General features: G+C 68.3%; 14 protein-coding genes. 7 read left to right on the top strand and 7 right to left on the bottom strand.

Features of this window, described 5'->3' with window-relative positions; translation table 11 throughout:
• Positions 1-114: 114 nt before the first annotated feature.
• The 4 genes from AC3WMR_RS10525 to AC3WMR_RS10510 all read right to left on the bottom strand — a co-directional run bounded on the left by AC3WMR_RS10525 (position 115) and on the right by AC3WMR_RS10510 (position 6,206).
• Entirely contained in the window at positions 115-975 is an 861-nt protein-coding gene (locus tag AC3WMR_RS10525) for a MurR/RpiR family transcriptional regulator (protein WP_492263050.1), read from the bottom strand.
• Positions 972-3,611: an AAA family ATPase gene (locus AC3WMR_RS10520; RefSeq protein ID WP_492263049.1), complete on the bottom strand. Its 2,640-nt coding sequence runs from the start codon at positions 3,609-3,611 to the stop codon at positions 972-974. Before AC3WMR_RS10520 ends, AC3WMR_RS10525 begins: the two co-directional genes overlap by 4 nt.
• Complete coding sequence (locus AC3WMR_RS10515; RefSeq protein ID WP_492263048.1) at positions 3,608-4,780, bottom strand: metallophosphoesterase family protein; 1,173 nt, start codon at positions 4,778-4,780, stop codon at positions 3,608-3,610. The genes AC3WMR_RS10520 and AC3WMR_RS10515 overlap by 4 nt, the downstream gene beginning before the upstream one ends.
• 124 nt (positions 4,781-4,904) lie before the next feature.
• Positions 4,905-6,206, bottom strand: a complete 1,302-nt coding sequence (locus tag AC3WMR_RS10510) for a D-amino acid dehydrogenase (protein WP_492263047.1) — start codon at positions 6,204-6,206, stop codon at positions 4,905-4,907.
• A 135-nt stretch (positions 6,207-6,341) separates the two neighbouring features.
• On the opposite strand from AC3WMR_RS10510, the gene AC3WMR_RS10505 reads away from it, so the two are divergent.
• The 6 genes from AC3WMR_RS10505 (at position 6,342) to AC3WMR_RS10480 (ending at position 10,861) form a co-directional block, all read left to right on the top strand.
• The gene (locus AC3WMR_RS10505; protein WP_054422406.1) at positions 6,342-6,809 is read left to right on the top strand and encodes an Lrp/AsnC ligand binding domain-containing protein; all 468 of its coding nucleotides are present in this window, start codon (positions 6,342-6,344) and stop codon (positions 6,807-6,809) included.
• 111 nt (positions 6,810-6,920) lie between these two features.
• On the top strand, positions 6,921-7,640 hold the full coding sequence (locus AC3WMR_RS10500; protein ID WP_492263046.1) for a DUF502 domain-containing protein: 720 nt from the start codon (positions 6,921-6,923) through the stop codon (positions 7,638-7,640).
• 36 nt (positions 7,641-7,676) lie between these two features.
• Positions 7,677-7,901 carry an RNA-binding S4 domain-containing protein gene (locus tag AC3WMR_RS10495; protein ID WP_492263045.1) on the top strand — a complete coding sequence of 75 codons (225 nt, stop codon included), beginning with the start codon at positions 7,677-7,679 and terminating at the stop codon, positions 7,899-7,901.
• Entirely contained in the window at positions 7,898-8,473 is a 576-nt protein-coding gene (locus AC3WMR_RS10490; RefSeq protein WP_492263044.1) for a restriction endonuclease, read from the top strand. The genes AC3WMR_RS10495 and AC3WMR_RS10490 overlap by 4 nt, the downstream gene beginning before the upstream one ends.
• 66 nt (positions 8,474-8,539) lie before the next feature.
• On the top strand, positions 8,540-8,947 hold the full coding sequence (locus tag AC3WMR_RS10485) for a DUF2784 domain-containing protein (RefSeq protein ID WP_492263043.1): 408 nt from the start codon (positions 8,540-8,542) through the stop codon (positions 8,945-8,947).
• Between the two features lie 36 nt (positions 8,948-8,983).
• A complete protein-coding gene (locus AC3WMR_RS10480) occupies positions 8,984-10,861 on the top strand; it encodes a tetratricopeptide repeat protein (protein ID WP_492263042.1) in 1,878 nt (625 codons plus the stop codon).
• 4 nt (positions 10,862-10,865) lie between these two features.
• Here the strand turns inward: AC3WMR_RS10480 and AC3WMR_RS10475 are convergent, their stop codons facing one another.
• A complete protein-coding gene (locus AC3WMR_RS10475) occupies positions 10,866-11,993 on the bottom strand; it encodes an acyl-CoA dehydrogenase family protein (RefSeq protein ID WP_492263041.1) in 1,128 nt (375 codons plus the stop codon).
• Positions 11,994-12,166: 173 nt separating this feature from the next.
• Positions 12,167-13,078 (bottom strand): LysR family transcriptional regulator, encoded by a 912-nt coding sequence (locus AC3WMR_RS10470; protein WP_492263040.1) that lies wholly within the window; start codon positions 13,076-13,078, stop codon positions 12,167-12,169.
• A 127-nt stretch (positions 13,079-13,205) separates the two neighbouring features.
• Between AC3WMR_RS10470 and AC3WMR_RS10465 the strand changes: the two genes are divergently transcribed.
• A complete protein-coding gene (locus AC3WMR_RS10465) occupies positions 13,206-14,066 on the top strand; it encodes an NmrA family NAD(P)-binding protein (RefSeq protein WP_492263039.1) in 861 nt (286 codons plus the stop codon).
• Here the strand turns inward: AC3WMR_RS10465 and AC3WMR_RS10460 are convergent.
• Entirely contained in the window at positions 14,063-14,548 is a 486-nt protein-coding gene (locus AC3WMR_RS10460; RefSeq protein WP_492263038.1) for an Rrf2 family transcriptional regulator, read from the bottom strand. The genes AC3WMR_RS10465 and AC3WMR_RS10460 overlap by 4 nt on opposite strands.
• Positions 14,549-14,631 lie beyond the last annotated feature (83 nt).

The raw sequence follows: 14,631 nt of genomic DNA, 5'->3' as shown, positions 1-14,631 counted from the left end.
CGCTTCAGCAAAAAGAAACAAACGAATCTTTATTTATCTATAAGAAACGTTCGTTTCAAAACACCTTAACAAACGCACCCACCCGGCGCAATCCCGGGTTTGCACGGGCAACGGTCAATAACGCGAACCCAACGGCAGATAGGCGCCGGATTCCACCAGGTCCTGTTCGTTGCGCTTCAGGCGCGCCACCACGTCGCCGCCGCCTTCGGCAACCAGCAAGCCCAGCAGCGCTTCGGTCACGCCCATGGCCGCGGTGACCGACGGGAAGAACGAGGCGCCGGCCACGGAATACAGCACCGTCACCTGCGCGGCGCGCGCGAGCGGCGAGGCGTCGCTGTCGGTCAGCGCGATCAGCGATGCCCCCGCTGCGCGCGCCGCATCTGCCACCGCCAGGCTTTCGCTGGAATACGGCGCAAAGCTGATGGCGACCACCACGTCGCGCGGCTCGATGGCGCGCAACTGCATCTGCAGATTGCCGCCCAGGCCGTCGACCAGGTGCACGCTGTTGCGGAACAGCCGGTAGCCGTAGACCAGCGAATGGGCGATGGAAAAGCTGGCGCGAAAGCCCGCCACGTGCACCTGGCGCGCCTGCTTGAGCAACTTGGCGGCGGCCTTGAGCGATGGCAGGCATTGCTCCGCGGTGGCTGCCAGCGCCGCCTGCTGCGCGCGAAACAGGTCATCCAGCAAGTCCGGCCGGCGGCTGCGCTGGGCCAGGCTGCGGGCGCGTTCGCCGTAGCCCTGCCCGTTCAGCCCCAGGTCGCCGGCAAACGCCGACTTCAATTCCGGCCAGCCGCCATAGCCCAACTGCTGCGCCAGCCGCACCAGCGTGGCAGGCGGCACGCCCGCGCGCTCGGCCAGCGTGCGCATCGAGCCGATGACGACTTCGTTGGGATGGTCGATGACAAAGCGCGCGGCCACTTGCAGCCGCGGGCTGAGGCTGTCGAAGCCATCGATGATCTGTTGTCGGGCTTTCACGGGGTCTCCATCGCGCCGATGCGCCGCTGTTCGACGCCCAAGTCGCGCCAGGCGTCGCCATGGCAGGTGAACATCAGCACCTGGTGACGCGTCGCGGCATCGAACAGTGCGCGCTTCATCAGGTCGCGGCGGACGTCGTCGGTGTGCACCAGCGCGTCGTCCAGCACCAGCAGGGTCGGCCGGCCTGCCTCGCGCAGCAGATCGGCGTAGGCAAAGCGCGCCAGGATACCCAGCTGTTCGCGGGTGCCGAAGCTGAGCGCGTCCAGCGGGTCCTCCGCGCCGGCGCGTTGCAAGGCGGCGGGCAACAACGCGTCGTCGAGTCGCAGCGCGGAATCCGGGAACAGCAGGCCCAGGTAGTGGCCGAGGCGACGCGCCAGCGGGGCTTGCAGGCGTTGGGTAGCGGCATCGCGTTTGGCGGCCAGCAAGGTGGACAAGAGGTCCAGCGCCTGCGCGCGGCGCAGGAATTCATCGCGGCGGCGTTGCAGGCGTTCGCAGGCGGCTTGCGCCTCGGACAGCCGTTCGCCCAGGCCCTGCGCGCCCGCCTGTTCCAGCTTGCCCAGCAATTGCTGGATGTCGCTATGGCGCTTGTGCTGGGCGTCGCGCTCGATCGCGGCGGACTTTTCAAACCGCAGCGCATCCTGTTCCAGCAGCTCGGGGCGCAGCGCTGCCAGCGCCGCCTGCGCGGCTTGCAGGCGATGTTCGAGCAGGTCGTGGCCGCTGCGCGCCTCGGCCAGCCGGCCGGCGCGGGCCTGGCGCTGCGCCGCACGTTCGGGCGATTGCAGATCGGCGCCGCGCGCGGCGGCCTGGGTTTCCAGCAACTGGGCGCGTGCGCTGTCGGCATCCAGCGCGCGCTGGGCCGCTGCGAGCGCTTCCGTCGCCTGGACCGCGCTGCTCTCGGCATCGCGCAGCGCCTGGCGCGCGGCGGGCAGGTCGACATCGCCTGCGTCGGCCGCGGGCGGCAGCGCCGCCAGCCGCTCGCGCAAGGCGCTGCGGCGGGCCAGGGCGTCGTCACGTTGGCCGCGCAACACGTCGATGCCCTTGGGCGCATGAATGGCCAGGGTCTTGCGCATGGCGTCCAGCTCGCGCTGCAAGGCGGTGCTGCGGGCGTGGCGTTCTTCGGCATCGGCGGCATTGGCCACGCCCAGGCGCGACAGCAGCGCGGCGCTGGCGGCGCGCGCTTCGGCCAGTTCGCGCATCAGCGCCGGCAGGTCCTTGCCGCCGGGTTCGATACGCAGGCGGCCCACGCCGGGCAGATCAAGGTCGGCCGCAGCGGTCAACAGCACTTCCCCGTTGCCCGACAGCGCCGCGCCGTCCAGCCGCACTTCGCGGCCAGGCTCGAAGGTATAGGCCACGCGCGTGGCGATGGCCTGCTGCTGCAATTGCAGGTCGCCCAGAGCGCGTTCGCTTTTGCGCAGCGCCTGGATGTCGGCGTCGGCGATCTCGAGGCGCACGGCTTCGACCTTCAGCGCCGAGCCTTGTTCGATCAAGGTAGTGGCTTCTTTCAGCGCACCGTCCAGGCGTTCGACGTCGCGGTCCAGCTGTTGCAACTGGTGTTCCAGGTCATGCCGGTCGGCCACGGCCTGCACCGCGGCGACGCGCTGGCGGGCCTGTTCGGCGGCGGTGGCATGCGTGTCGCGCTGCTTGCGGGCGCGGGCCAGCGGCTCTTGGGCGTCCTGCACGCGGGCGCGCGCAGCGGCGGCTTCGTCCGTCAGGGCGCGCAGATCGGCCTCATCCTGCTGATCGCGGCGCACCTGCTCTTGCAGCACTGCCAGCGTCTGCGCGGCCTGGCGCTGTTCGCGTTGCAGGCCGTCGAAGGCCTCGCGCTCTTTCGCGACCGCCGCCAGGCGGGCCCGGGCATCGGCGGCGCGGGCCTCGAAGTCCTTCCAGGGCTGGCCGGCGTCGGCGCGCGCGTGCTCGGCGCGCAGGCTGGCCAGGCGGTCGACGTCGGCGTCCAGCTGGGCCTTGGCGGCCGCGCAGGTGTCGCGTTCGGCCTGGGCGCTGGCCAGGGCGTCTTCGGCGTCTTTGTAGATGCCCTTGGGGCGGCCGTTGCGCGCATCGAGCAGCGCCGCGCGTTCGGCGGCCACGCGTTCGTATAGCCGGTCGCCATCGCCCGAGGCCAGTTCGCCCGACAGCTGTGTCAGCGTCTCGCGCAGATGGCCATCGGCATGACCCGCGGCCGCGCGCAGGTTCTGGCCGTCACCCTGCTGGATCCACAGCAGCCCGGGCACACCGGCCAGGTCGGGCTTGCTCTGCCCCCGCGTGGCCAGCTCGAAGCCCAGCAAGGCGGCCAGCGCGTTCTCGGCCTCTTCGCCCTCCAGGCGCTGGGCGCCGTTGTCGATCAGCAATTCGCAGCGCGCGCGCGACAGGAACTGCTTTTTCAAGAGATAGTCGTGACCCGCGTGGGCGAACGCCAGTTCCACGCTGGGGCGCGCGCCGGATTCGCCGCGCGGCGCCAGGTCGGCCACGGTGCGGGTGCTGTAGCGTTCCAGGAACGCCGCGCGAATGGCCGCGGCCACCGTGCTCTTGCCGGCCTCGTTGGGGCCGACGAACAGGTTCAGGCCGTCTTGCAGATCGTCCAGCACCAGGGGCTGGCGGAACTTGCGAAATTCTTCCAGGGCGATACGCGAGAGCTTCATTGCAGGCTCCCCTGGGTTGCGGCGTCACGGCCGGCAGCGTCCCGGGGCGCGGCATTGCCCCCTGCCCCGTCGCGCTGGAACCGCAACAGCAAGCGCAACGCCTCGCTGGCAACGGCCGCCTGTTCCGGGTCGGCCTGCATCGCCTGCAATTGCGTCGCCACTTCGCCCACGTAGCCGCTGGCGCCCAGTTGCGCCAGGTCGGCCTCGTCGGGTTCGAGCAGCAGGCCGGAGAAGTCCGGCAGCACGGCGCGCGCCTGGGCGGCGGCCTGGTCTACCGCCCGTTGCAGCGCTTCCCAGGTGGGCACGTTGACGTGGCCCTGCAATTCCAGCCGCAAGACGTCTTCGCCCCGCAGGCCCGCCAGGCGCTGCGCCAACGCCTGGGCATCGGTGGGCAGGCTGAGCGTTTCGGTCCAGGCCGACCAGCGGTACTTGCCGGTGGCCACGCGTTCCACCCTGGGCACCGCCCCCGGCGCCGCAATGCGCACGTCCAGCACATAGCCCGGCTCGTTGCCGCGAAAGCGATCCTGTTCGGGCGTGCCGGCATACCAGGTGCGTTCGTCGATGGCCAGGCAGCCGTGCCAGTCGCCCAGCGCCAGGTAATCCAGCCGCGCACGGGCGGAGCGGTCGGGCGCGATGGGGTTGGTGGCGTCGATGGTGTCGGGCAGCCGGCCCGCCACGCTGCCGTGCGCCAGGCCGATGCGCAGGCGGCCCGGCTCGGTGTCCATGGCGTCGAAGGCCTGCGTCACGTCATCATAGGTGTGCCGCTGGGTCAGCGGCGCGGCCAGCACGGCCAGGTTCTGCGCGGGCAGGTCCACCACCCCCGGAAGCAGCGGCACGTGCACGTTGGGCGCAATGCAGTCCAGTTGCGCGGCGCGGCTCCAGACGCTGTCGGCCAGCGCGGCGTCGTGGTTGCCTGCAATCATGACCCACGGCCCGCTGTAGGCGGCCAGCGCGGCGAACAGGCGGCGGATGGTGCGATCGGACACGCCCTGCGTGTCGAAGACATCGCCGGCCACCAGCACCGCGTCCACCTGGCGCTCGGCGGCCAGCGCGGCAATGCGGGCCACGACATCGAAACGGGCCTCGGCCAGCAAGGCGGCATCGTCGGTCTCGAACTGGCCGTATTGACGGCCGATCTGCCAATCGGCGGTATGCAGGAAATGAGTCATGCCCGGATTGTAGAGGCCGGCGGCCCGCCAAAGAACAATGGCCCGACCGGCATTTTGCGCCGAGCGGGCCATTGAGGCGCCGGCTGATGGCCGGCGGCCGGAAAAAGCGGAAAACCGGCGGGCGTCAGGCGCCCTTGCCGTCCAGCACCAGCGGCCGGTGGGTGGCCTTGTGGCGGTCGTAGCGCGACAGGTCCAGGCCGTCGGTGCGGATCTGCGGACGCTGGCCCATGACCTGGTCGGCTACCAGCTTGCCCGAGCCGCAAGCCATGGTCCAACCCAGGGTGCCGTGGCCGGTGTTCAGGAACAGGTTGCCGTAGCGCGTAGGGCCGACGACCGGCGTGCTGTCCGGCGTCATGGGGCGCAGGCCGGTCCAGAATTCGGCGCGGGCCACGTCGCCGCTGTCGGGGAACAGGTCGCTCACGACCAGTTCCAGTGTCTTGCGGCGCGCGTCTTTCAGGCGCAGGTCAAAGCCCGACAATTCGGCCATGCCGCCCACGCGGATGCGGTTCTCGAAGCGCGTGACGGCGATCTTGTAGGTTTCGTCCAGGATGGTGGACACCGGCGCGGCGGCCTCGCCCTTCATGGGAATGGTCAGCGAATAGCCCTTGACGGGGTACACCGGCAGGTCCAGCCCCAGCGGTTCCAGGAAGCCGCGGGTGTAGCTGCCGAAGGCAGCCACATAACGGTCGGCAGTCAGCACCTGGTCGCCGACGCGCACGCCGGTCACCTGGCCGCCGGCCGTGTTCAGGCCGGCCACCGGCTGGTTGTACCGGAAGTCCACCCCCAGCGCCGCGGCCATCTCGGCCAGGCGGGTGGTGAACAGGCGGCAATCGCCGGTTTCGTCGTTGGGCAGGCGCAGGCCGCCGGCCAGCTTGTGCAGCGAGCGCGCCAGCGCGGGCTCGGCGCCGACCAAGCGGTTGCGGTCCAGCAGTTCGTAGGGCACGCCGACTTCTTCGAGCACGGCGATGTCGCGGCGCGCGGCTTCCATCTGGGCGTCGGTACGGAACAGCTGCAGCGTGCCGCGGGTGCGTTCTTCGTAGTGGATGCCGGTGTCGATGCGCAGTTCGCGCAGGCAATCACGGCTATATTCAGCCAGGCGCAGCATGCGTTCCTTGTTGACGGCGTAGCGCTCGGCCGAACAGTTGGCCAGCATGGCCGCCATCCATTTCAGCTGGTACAGGCTGCCGTCCAGGCGGATCGCCAGGGGCGCGTGCTTCTTGAACAGCCACTTGATCGCCTTGAGCGGAATGCCGGGCGCGGCCCAGGGCGTGGAATAGCCCGGCGAGACCTGGCCGGCATTGGCGTAGCTGGTTTCCTGGGCGGCGCCGGGCTGGCGATCCAGCACCGTCACCTTGGCGCCCTGGCGGGCCAGGTAGTAGGCGGTCGTGGTGCCGATGACGCCGCTGCCGAGGACGATCACATGCATGATTCTTTCCGAAGTTTGGTTTTAGTCAGGAATTTCGGTAGTCTATGAGCCTCATCACAGTGAAAAACACTGATTATTTTTCTTTGGCAGTGCTTTTTCTCGGACACCCCCGCTTTTTTGCCACCCAAAAGTGAAATGCGCGACCTGGACCGTATCGACCTGAAAATCCTGGATATCCTGCAGCGGGAAGGCCGCATTTCGGTCACCGAATTGGCCGAGCGGGTCAGCCTGTCGGCCACCCCCTGCTCGGACCGGGTCAAGCGCATGGAACGCGAAGGCGTCATCACCGGTTACCATGCGCGCGTCAATCCGGCCGCGCTCGGCAAGAACCTGCTGGTGTTCCTGGAAATCAAGCTGTCCGCCAAGTCGGGCGACGTGTTCGACAAGGTCAAAAAAGAACTGCTGTATGTACCCGAGGTCATGGAATGCCACCTGGTGTCGGGCGACTTCGACTACCTGGTCAAGGCCCGCCTGACCGAAATGAACGAATACCGACGTCTGCTTGGTGAAATCCTCAAGCGCCTGCCCGCCTCGGCGGAATCGCGCAGCTATGTGGTGATGGAGGAAATCAAGGAGACCCTGTACCTGCCGGTCGACCGGTAACGCTTCCCGCGCCTTGTTACCGGCGCGCGCGCCGTCGGCTGCTATGCTGGCGGCCGTTCTGGTCCCGGCCCTGCACGGACCGACCCCGATTTTCTTGTTTTTTTCCCGACTATGACGCGTCTTTACAAATACTTCTTCCGCGGCCTGATCACCGTCCTGCCGCTGGCCCTGACCATCTACGTGCTCTATATCTTCCTGGCGTGGACGGAAGCGGTGGCGCTGACGTTCCTGCGCCCGTTCATCGGCGGCTTCTATTTCCCCGGACTGGGCCTGTTGCTGGGCATCCTGGGCATCCTGGCGATCGGTTACCTGGTGTCCAAAGAGCGCGTCAAGCGCGTGCTGCTGCTGGTGGAAATGCCTTTCACCAACCTGCCCGTGGTCAAGAGCATCTATTCGTCGCTCAAGAGCTTTGCCGATTACTTCTCGCCCGGTTCCAAGAGCACCGCCCAACAGGTGGTGGTACTGCGCATTCCCGGTCAGCAACTGGAATTGGTGGGCCTGATCACACGGCGCAACCTGGACGGCCTGCCTGAGGGCTTCACCCAGGGCGACCGCGTGGCCGTCTACCTGCCCATGGGCTACATGATCGGCGGCTACACCGTGTTCGTACCGCAGGAATGGGTGCAGCCGATCCAGATGTCGGTCGAAGAAGCCATGCGCTCGTCGCTGATCGCCTGGATGGCGCGCGCCGAATCCGGCAATGTCCGGCCGGCCCCGGTCGACCTTACGGGTGTTGTCCCGCCGGCGCCGGTTGCGCCCACGGCCGCCCCCAACGCAGGCGACGCCCGCGCCAATCCCCCCGGCGGCAACCCGCCCGGCAGCCAGGGCTGATCGGCCCGTTTTCTCTTTCCACTGTTTGTTCGCGACATGCCCATCATTGAATTCACGCTTGCCGAAGGCCGCCCCTATATTGAAGTGAACCAGCTGCTGAAAGCCACTGGCGTGTGCGACAGCGGCGGCGCCGGCAAGATGCTGGTGGCCGATGGCCACGTCAGCGTCGGCGGCGTAGTCGAAAGCCGCAAGACGGCCAAGATCCGCCCCGGCCAGATCGTGACCTGTGGCGACGTCCGCATCGTGGTGCGCGAAGCATGAAGCTCAAGATGTCGCAGAATTCCATCTTCGCGGTGCTGTTGCGCTCGCCGTGGTGGATGAGCGCCGGGGTGGCCCTGGTGCTGGCCGTGGGCGGGTTCGCCGCCCTGCCGCTGGAGTACGCGGCCATGGGCGTGTTTGCGGCCGTGCCGTTCGCGGTCATTGCCATCATGGCGGCCTACAAGCAGTTGCGCGCCCCGTCGGGCGCCCGGGTCGAGGCCGTGGCGCAAGCCACCGCGGCCATGTCCTGGACCGAATTCGCCGCGGTCGTCGAAGCGGGCTTTCGCCGCGACGGCTGCGAGGTCGAACGGCTGAACGCGCCGGGCGCCGACTTCGCCCTCACCAAGGATGGCCACGTGGCGCTGGTCAGCGCCAAGCGCTGGAAGGCCGCCCGCACCGGCGTCGAGCCGCTGCGCGAATTGCAGGCCGCGCGGGAAAAGCGCGGCGCGCGCGAAGCCATCTATATCGCCTTGGGCGACGTGTCGGACAACGCCCTGCAATACGCCCGCGCCCAGGGCGTGTCGCTGATGACGGCGCCCGAGCTGGCCAAGCTGCTGCGCGACCTGAAGCCCTGATCCCTGCCTGACCGCGGAGTGCGCCGCTGAAGCGCCCCGCTTGCCCGAACCTGGAGAACGCCCCGCATGACCTATCGCCTGATGGCCGACGCAGTGCTGGTACTGCATGGCCTGTTCGTTGCGTTCGTGGTGTTTGGCGGCTTGCTGGCGCTGTGGCGCTGGCGCCTGGCCTACCTGCATCTGCCTGCACTGGCCTGGGGCGCCACGGTCGTGGGCATGGGCTGGATCTGCCCCCTGACGCCCCTGGAAGTGTCGCTGCGTCAGCAGGCGGGCCAGGCGGGCTACGGCGGCGGTTTCATCGAACACTACATCCTCGCCGCGATCTACCCGGACGGCCTGACACGCAACGTGCAGATACTGCTGGCGGTCTTGCTGGTGGTGGGCAATCTCATCATCTACACGGTGTGGATCAGCCGCCGCGCCCGCCGCGGCAAGCCCGCTGCGGCCCTTCTCAGTCGACGCGCACGCTCGTAGACGGCGCGGCCGCCTTCCCCGCATACGGAGTTCCGAATGAGCCTTCTGAAGAAAAACCTGGGCCAGCAGCCCGCGCCGACCGACGCCGAAACGCCCCACCACAGCGATCCGGCACAAGACCCGAACCTGATCCGCGCCTACGACGCCTACGGCCGCGAAATCTTCGTGACCCGCGAGCAATGGCGCGACAACGTACTGGCCGGCGCCATCGAACGCCACTGGGACGATGCCGATTCGCTGGCCAGCCTGATCATCCAGTCGCTGGGCGATGGCTTCGTCGATGAAATGCTCAAGCCGGCCGAACGCCTGGTCGCCCTGGAACCCGCCGCCGAGCGCGCCGCGGTGCTCCTGGCCATCGTCTACATGAAGACCGGCCGGCTGGACGACAGCGAACGCGTGCTGCTGGCCTACACGCAGCAGCATGGCGAAACCGGCGTCACCTTGACCAACCTGGCCAAGATCCACGACGAACGCGGCGACGAAGCCCGCGCCCGCGACACGCTATGGCGCGCGCTGGAACTGGACCCCAACCAGGAAAACGGCCTGGGCTGGTACGAGGCCATCCACCGCGAATACGGCGGCGACGTGGCTGGCGTGACCGCCATGCGCAAGGTCGCGGCGCTGCCCGGCAGCTGGCGCGCGCAGCTGTGGCTGGCGCACGCCGAACTGGGCGCGCACAACCTGGCCGGCGCGCTGGCGCTGTACCGCGAAGCCCTGGCCCGCGCCGGCACGCCCACGCCCGCCGGCTTGCTGATGCAGCTCAGTGCCGACCTGGGCAACGCCGGCGCCATCGAACCCATCCTGCAACTGGCCGGACCGCGCTTTGACGCGGCGGCGCACGGCGTCATGGTCGGCAATAACCTGATCCGCGCCCACGCCGAACTGGGCCAGTACGACGACGCCCGCCGCATTCTCGACCAGCTCTACGCGCAGCAGCGCCCCGACTGGCAGGAAAACCTGGCGTACTGGGACACCGAACTGGCCCGCGCCGCGCTGGGCGACGGCAGCGTGCCCGAATCCACCGAGATGCGCTTTGCCATGCTGCTGGGCCGCGGTCCGGTGTGGCTCGCGCCCGAATCGCCCGCCGCCGCGCTGTTCGACTCGATCGCGCCGAATCGTCCGCTGGTGTCATTCCTGGGCGGCTCGGCCGAAGTCGACGCCGCGCCCGACCACGCCGAACGCCAGCTGGCGGACGCCACCGGCCGCCTGAGCCGCGCGCTGCCGCTGTACTTCAACGAGCAATTGGCGCTGCGCTGCGGCCTGCGCACGCAGACCCTGATACCGTGGCTGACGGAACCCGAGCCGGGCTTCGTGCTCAGCGGCGTGGCCTGGGACGACGCCGATGCCATCCGCTACGCCCAGCAATGCGAGGCACAGAGCGACTTCGTGGTGATCTCGCACCTCATCACCACCACCGAGCCCTGGCAGGCCCAGGTGCGCGTGCTGCGCACGGATGACGAGGAATGCGTCGGTACCCTGTCCGCCCGCTTTCCCATGGCAGACCCTACGGCCGCCCTTCAGCGCCTGACCGAAGACCTGGTGGCGCTGATGGCACGCGCCACGGCGCAGCCCCCCGGCAATGCGCCGCGCAACTACACGGTGCCGGACGGCGCGGCGTTCCCGCGCTACCTGCTGCGGCTGGAGCAACTGCTGGCCGTGCGCTGCAACGGCGCCGACGACAAGCACCCCGGCCACCTGAACGGCGAACGCGAAATCATCGACGGCAATCTGCGCCAGTGCCTGGATTTCCCGCACAGCGTCAATGCCCGGCTGCTGCTGGCGCAGACCGTGCGTGCCATGAAACAGATCCGGCCCGACGTGGTCAAGGAATTCAAGGACAGGATCGCCCTGTTGCAGCGTGAGCAGCCGCTGGCGCCCGAGGCGCAAGCGGCGGTGCAAGCCTTGCTGGATTGACCCTCTACAAGGCTCGCGCGATCACCAGGCGCTGGATGTCGCTGGTGCCCTCATAGATCTGGCACACCCGCACATCACGGTAGATGCGTTCCACCGGAAAGTCGGCCAGGTAGCCATAGCCGCCTAGCGTCTGGATCGCGGCCGAACACACTTTTTCGGCCATTTCCGATGCAAACAGCTTGGCCATCGACGCTTCGGTCAGCGCCGGCCGACCGGCCTCGCGCAGCGCCGCGGCGTGCAGCACCATCTGGCGGGCCGCGTGAATCTGCGTGGCCATGTCGGCCAGGCGGAACGACACCGCCTGGTGCTCCATGATGGGCTTGCCGAACGCCTGGCGATCGCGGGCGTAGTCGCGCGCGCATTCGAACGCCGCGCGCGCCATGCCCACCGATTGCGAGGCGATGCCGATGCGGCCGCCCTCCAGGTTCGACAGCGCGATCTTGTAGCCCTCGCCCTCGTCGCCCAGGCGCCACGCGGCCGGAATGCGCATGTCTTCAAACGCAATCTGGCAGGTGTCCGACAGATGCTGGCCCAGCTTGTCTTCCACCCGCACCACCTGGTAGCCCGGCGTATCGGTGGGCACGATGAACGCCGAAATGCCGCGCTTGCCAGCCTGCGGGTCGGTCACGGCGAACACGATCACGGTCTGGCCCGTGCGGCCCGAGGTGATGAATTGCTTGGCGCCGTTAATGACGTAATGATCGCCGTCGCGCACCGCGCGCGTGCGCAGGCTGCTGGCATCCGAGCCGGCCTGCGGCTCGGTCAGCGCAAAGCCGCCGATGTGCTGGCCGGTGGCCAGGGGCCGCAGGAACTGGTCTTTCTGCGCGTCGGTGCCGTACTTCAGGATCGGCATGCAGGCCACTGAATTGTGCACGCTCATGATCGTGGAGCAGGCGCCGTTACCGGCCGCGATTTCCTCCAGCGCCACCGCGTACGACAGATAGCCGCTGGCGTTGCCGTCCCATTCCTCGGGCACCAGCATGCCGAAGAAACCCAGCTGGGCCATCTCGGCAATGGCGTCAGCCGGATAATGGTGGTCGCGGTCCCAGCGTTCGGACTGGGGCGCCAGGCGTTCCTGGGCGAAACGGCGCGCCATGTCCTGGACGCTGAGCTGTTCTTCGGTCAATAGCATGGTTGTCTCCTGTGCGGGCCGTTCCGGACTGGCGCGGGTGAGCGCCGCCCGTGTTTTCTTGCGCGGGCCGACCGCCCGGGATGTGGGCGCGGCACGATTGCGAGAATACACCGGCGGCGGCTATTTGCGCCCGCTGCTACCCCCTGCTTCAGACGGCCCGCCCCTCACCCCTGCTAGCCCGCCGGATCGTCCAGGATGCTGCTGACGAAATCGATGAAAGCGCGCACCTTGGCCGCCGGCAAATGGCGCGACGGATACAGTGCGTACAGCGCATAGCGGTCGCCGATGTAGTCGGGCAGCAGCTCGACCAGCTTGCCCTGGCGAATCAGGTCCTGGACGCCACTGGCCTTGAAACGGGCGATGCCCGCGCCGCCCAGGCAGGCGCCCAGCATCGTCCAGCCGTCGGTCAGGTGCAGCGGCCCCGACGTTTCCACGCGCGTGGTCCGGCCTTTTTTGCGGTAGTTCCATTCCAGCAGTTGGCCGGTCATGGTGCTGCGCATCTGGATGCAGGCGTGGCGCGCCAGGTCGGCCGGCGTCGTGGGCACGCCATGCTTGCGCAAGTACGACGGCGCCGCCACCGTCACCGAACGCGTATCGAGCAGCTTGCGGGACACCAGCGATGACGACGGCGGTTCGCCGAAGCGCACCGCGATGTCGAAACCGTCGGACACCAGGTCGCCCAGTTGTTCGCGCGTGGCCAGGTCCAGCGTCAGGTCCGGGTGGCGTTCCAGGAAGCGCGCCAGGTGCGGCGCCAGGATCAGGCGGGCAAAGAACGCGTCTACATTGACGCGCAAGCGCCCCTTGACCGCCGCCGAGGCACCGCCGGCGGTAGCGATGGCCTCGCCGATGCCCGCCACCAGCGGATTGATCTGCTCGTACAGCCGGCGGCCCTCGTCCGTCAACGCCACGGCCCGGGTGGTGCGATCCAGCAGGCGCACGCCCACGCCGGCCTCCAGCCGCCCCACCGCCCGGCTGACCCCGGACGCGGTGATGCCCAGCGCCTCGGCCGCGCGCGCAAAGCTGCCGCTTTCCACCACGGCGGTCAGCACTCCGATGTTTGCCAATACCCGGCCATCCAGCGCCATGTTCGAGACTCCTGATCTGAAGTCATGAATGTTATGACTGAATTGCCATTCTCTCAACAAAGGCCGAGCACTACGATTTGCCCCGGCGTGATCGATCCGCATCGCGCCAGTGTCTGGAGAACCCCTCATGTATGCCATTACCGGAATCAGCGGCAAGGTCGGCGGCGCGGTCGCCGAGACCCTGCTGCAAGCAGGCCTGCCCGTGCGCGCCGTGCTGCGCAACCCTGCCAACGCCGCCGCCTGGGCCGCCCGCGGCTGCGACATCGCCATCGCCGACATGACCGACGCCGCGGCTTTGGCCCGCGCCTTCGAAAACGTGGACGGCGCGTTCATCCTGCCGCCGCCCCAATTCGACCCCGCGCCCGGCTTTCCCGAAGCGCGCGCCGCCATCGACGCGGTGGCCTCGGCCATCGCCCTGGGGCAGCCGCGCCAGGTCGTGTGCCTGTCGACCATCGGCGCGCAATCGACGCAGCAGAATCTGCTGACCCAGCGCACGCTGATGGAACAGGCGCTGCGACGCCTGCCCGTGCCCATGACCTTCCTGCGGCCGGGCTGGTTCATGGAGAACTTCGCGTGGGACGTGGCGTCGGCGCGCGATGACGGCCTGATCGCATCCTTCCTGCAACCGCTGGACCGCGCCATTCCGATGGTGGCGACCGCCGACGTCGGCCGCATCGCCGCGCAGTTGCTGCAAGACACCTGGACGGGCCTGCGCGTAGTCGAACTGGAAGGCCCGCAGCGCATCAGCCCGAACGATGCCGGCCGCGCCTTTGCCGACGCACTGGGCACGCCCGTGTCGGTGCAGGCCGTGCCGCGTGAAACCTGGGGCGCCCTGTTCACCGCCCAGGGCATGAAAGAGCCGATGCCGCGCATTCAGATGCTCGATGGCTTCAACGAAGGCTGGATCGACTTCGAAGGCCCGCGCGACAGCATCTTGAGGGGCCAGGTGACGCTGGCCGATGTGGTGCGGGGGTTGATCGCGCCCTAGCTGCAGTGCCGCTTGCCGTCCGGATGATGGCCGGGCGGACGCCGGTCGCATTCCGGGTGCTGCTTCAGGCGTTCCTGGAAGTCGCGCGCCAGCTGATCGATGCTGATCGTCGCAAAACGTTCCAGGAGCAGGCGGCGCGATTCGACCAGCGCGCCTTCCAGCCCGGCGTTCACCGCCTGCTCGACCAGGCATTCGGGTTCGCTGTCGGCCAGCCCCAACGCGAAGATGGGCGGCTCGCCCAGCGCCTGGTAGACGTCCAGCAGCGTCAGGTCGGCCAGCTTGCGCGTCAGCACCCAGCCGCCGCCATGGCCTTTTTCGGACTGCACGTAGCCGTGCTCGCGCAGGCCGGACATCATCCTGCGCACCACCACGGGGTTGGTGCTGAGCATCTTGCCGATGGTCTCGGAGGTCAGCGGCGCATCGTGCTCGGCCATGTGGATCAGCACGTGCAGCATGCGTGACAGGCGGTTGTCGCTGCGCATCGGGAAAGTTTCCTGGGTCTTTGATCGAAACATTATAAGTTGCGTGAAAAGCAAAGTCCGCCGTATCATGCAACTTTTAAAGT

It is taken from the genome of Achromobacter sp. FW305-C-28, assembly GCF_058783235.1.
This window is presented reverse-complemented; position numbering and strand designations above follow the sequence as displayed.

What these genes read in the sequence shown, in the direction of transcription:
- AC3WMR_RS10485 (WP_492263043.1), top strand. Translation starts at nt 8,540, where the DNA reads ATGACCTATCGCCTGATGGCCGACGCAGTGCTGGTACTGCATGGCCTG.
- AC3WMR_RS10470 (WP_492263040.1), bottom strand. Translation starts at nt 13,078, where the DNA reads ATGGCGCTGGATGGCCGGGTATTGGCAAACATCGGAGTGCTGACCGCC.
- AC3WMR_RS10475 (WP_492263041.1), bottom strand. Translation starts at nt 11,993, where the DNA reads ATGCTATTGACCGAAGAACAGCTCAGCGTCCAGGACATGGCGCGCCGT.
- AC3WMR_RS10500 (WP_492263046.1), top strand. Translation starts at nt 6,921, where the DNA reads ATGACGCGTCTTTACAAATACTTCTTCCGCGGCCTGATCACCGTCCTG.
- AC3WMR_RS10510 (WP_492263047.1), bottom strand. Translation starts at nt 6,206, where the DNA reads ATGCATGTGATCGTCCTCGGCAGCGGCGTCATCGGCACCACGACCGCC.
- AC3WMR_RS10495 (WP_492263045.1), top strand. Translation starts at nt 7,677, where the DNA reads ATGCCCATCATTGAATTCACGCTTGCCGAAGGCCGCCCCTATATTGAA.
- AC3WMR_RS10465 (WP_492263039.1), top strand. Translation starts at nt 13,206, where the DNA reads ATGTATGCCATTACCGGAATCAGCGGCAAGGTCGGCGGCGCGGTCGCC.
- AC3WMR_RS10515 (WP_492263048.1), bottom strand. Translation starts at nt 4,780, where the DNA reads ATGACTCATTTCCTGCATACCGCCGATTGGCAGATCGGCCGTCAATAC.
- AC3WMR_RS10480 (WP_492263042.1), top strand. Translation starts at nt 8,984, where the DNA reads ATGAGCCTTCTGAAGAAAAACCTGGGCCAGCAGCCCGCGCCGACCGAC.
- AC3WMR_RS10460 (WP_492263038.1), bottom strand. Translation starts at nt 14,548, where the DNA reads ATGCGCAGCGACAACCGCCTGTCACGCATGCTGCACGTGCTGATCCAC.
- AC3WMR_RS10490 (WP_492263044.1), top strand. Translation starts at nt 7,898, where the DNA reads ATGAAGCTCAAGATGTCGCAGAATTCCATCTTCGCGGTGCTGTTGCGC.
- AC3WMR_RS10505 (WP_054422406.1), top strand. Translation starts at nt 6,342, where the DNA reads ATGCGCGACCTGGACCGTATCGACCTGAAAATCCTGGATATCCTGCAG.
- AC3WMR_RS10520 (WP_492263049.1), bottom strand. Translation starts at nt 3,611, where the DNA reads ATGAAGCTCTCGCGTATCGCCCTGGAAGAATTTCGCAAGTTCCGCCAG.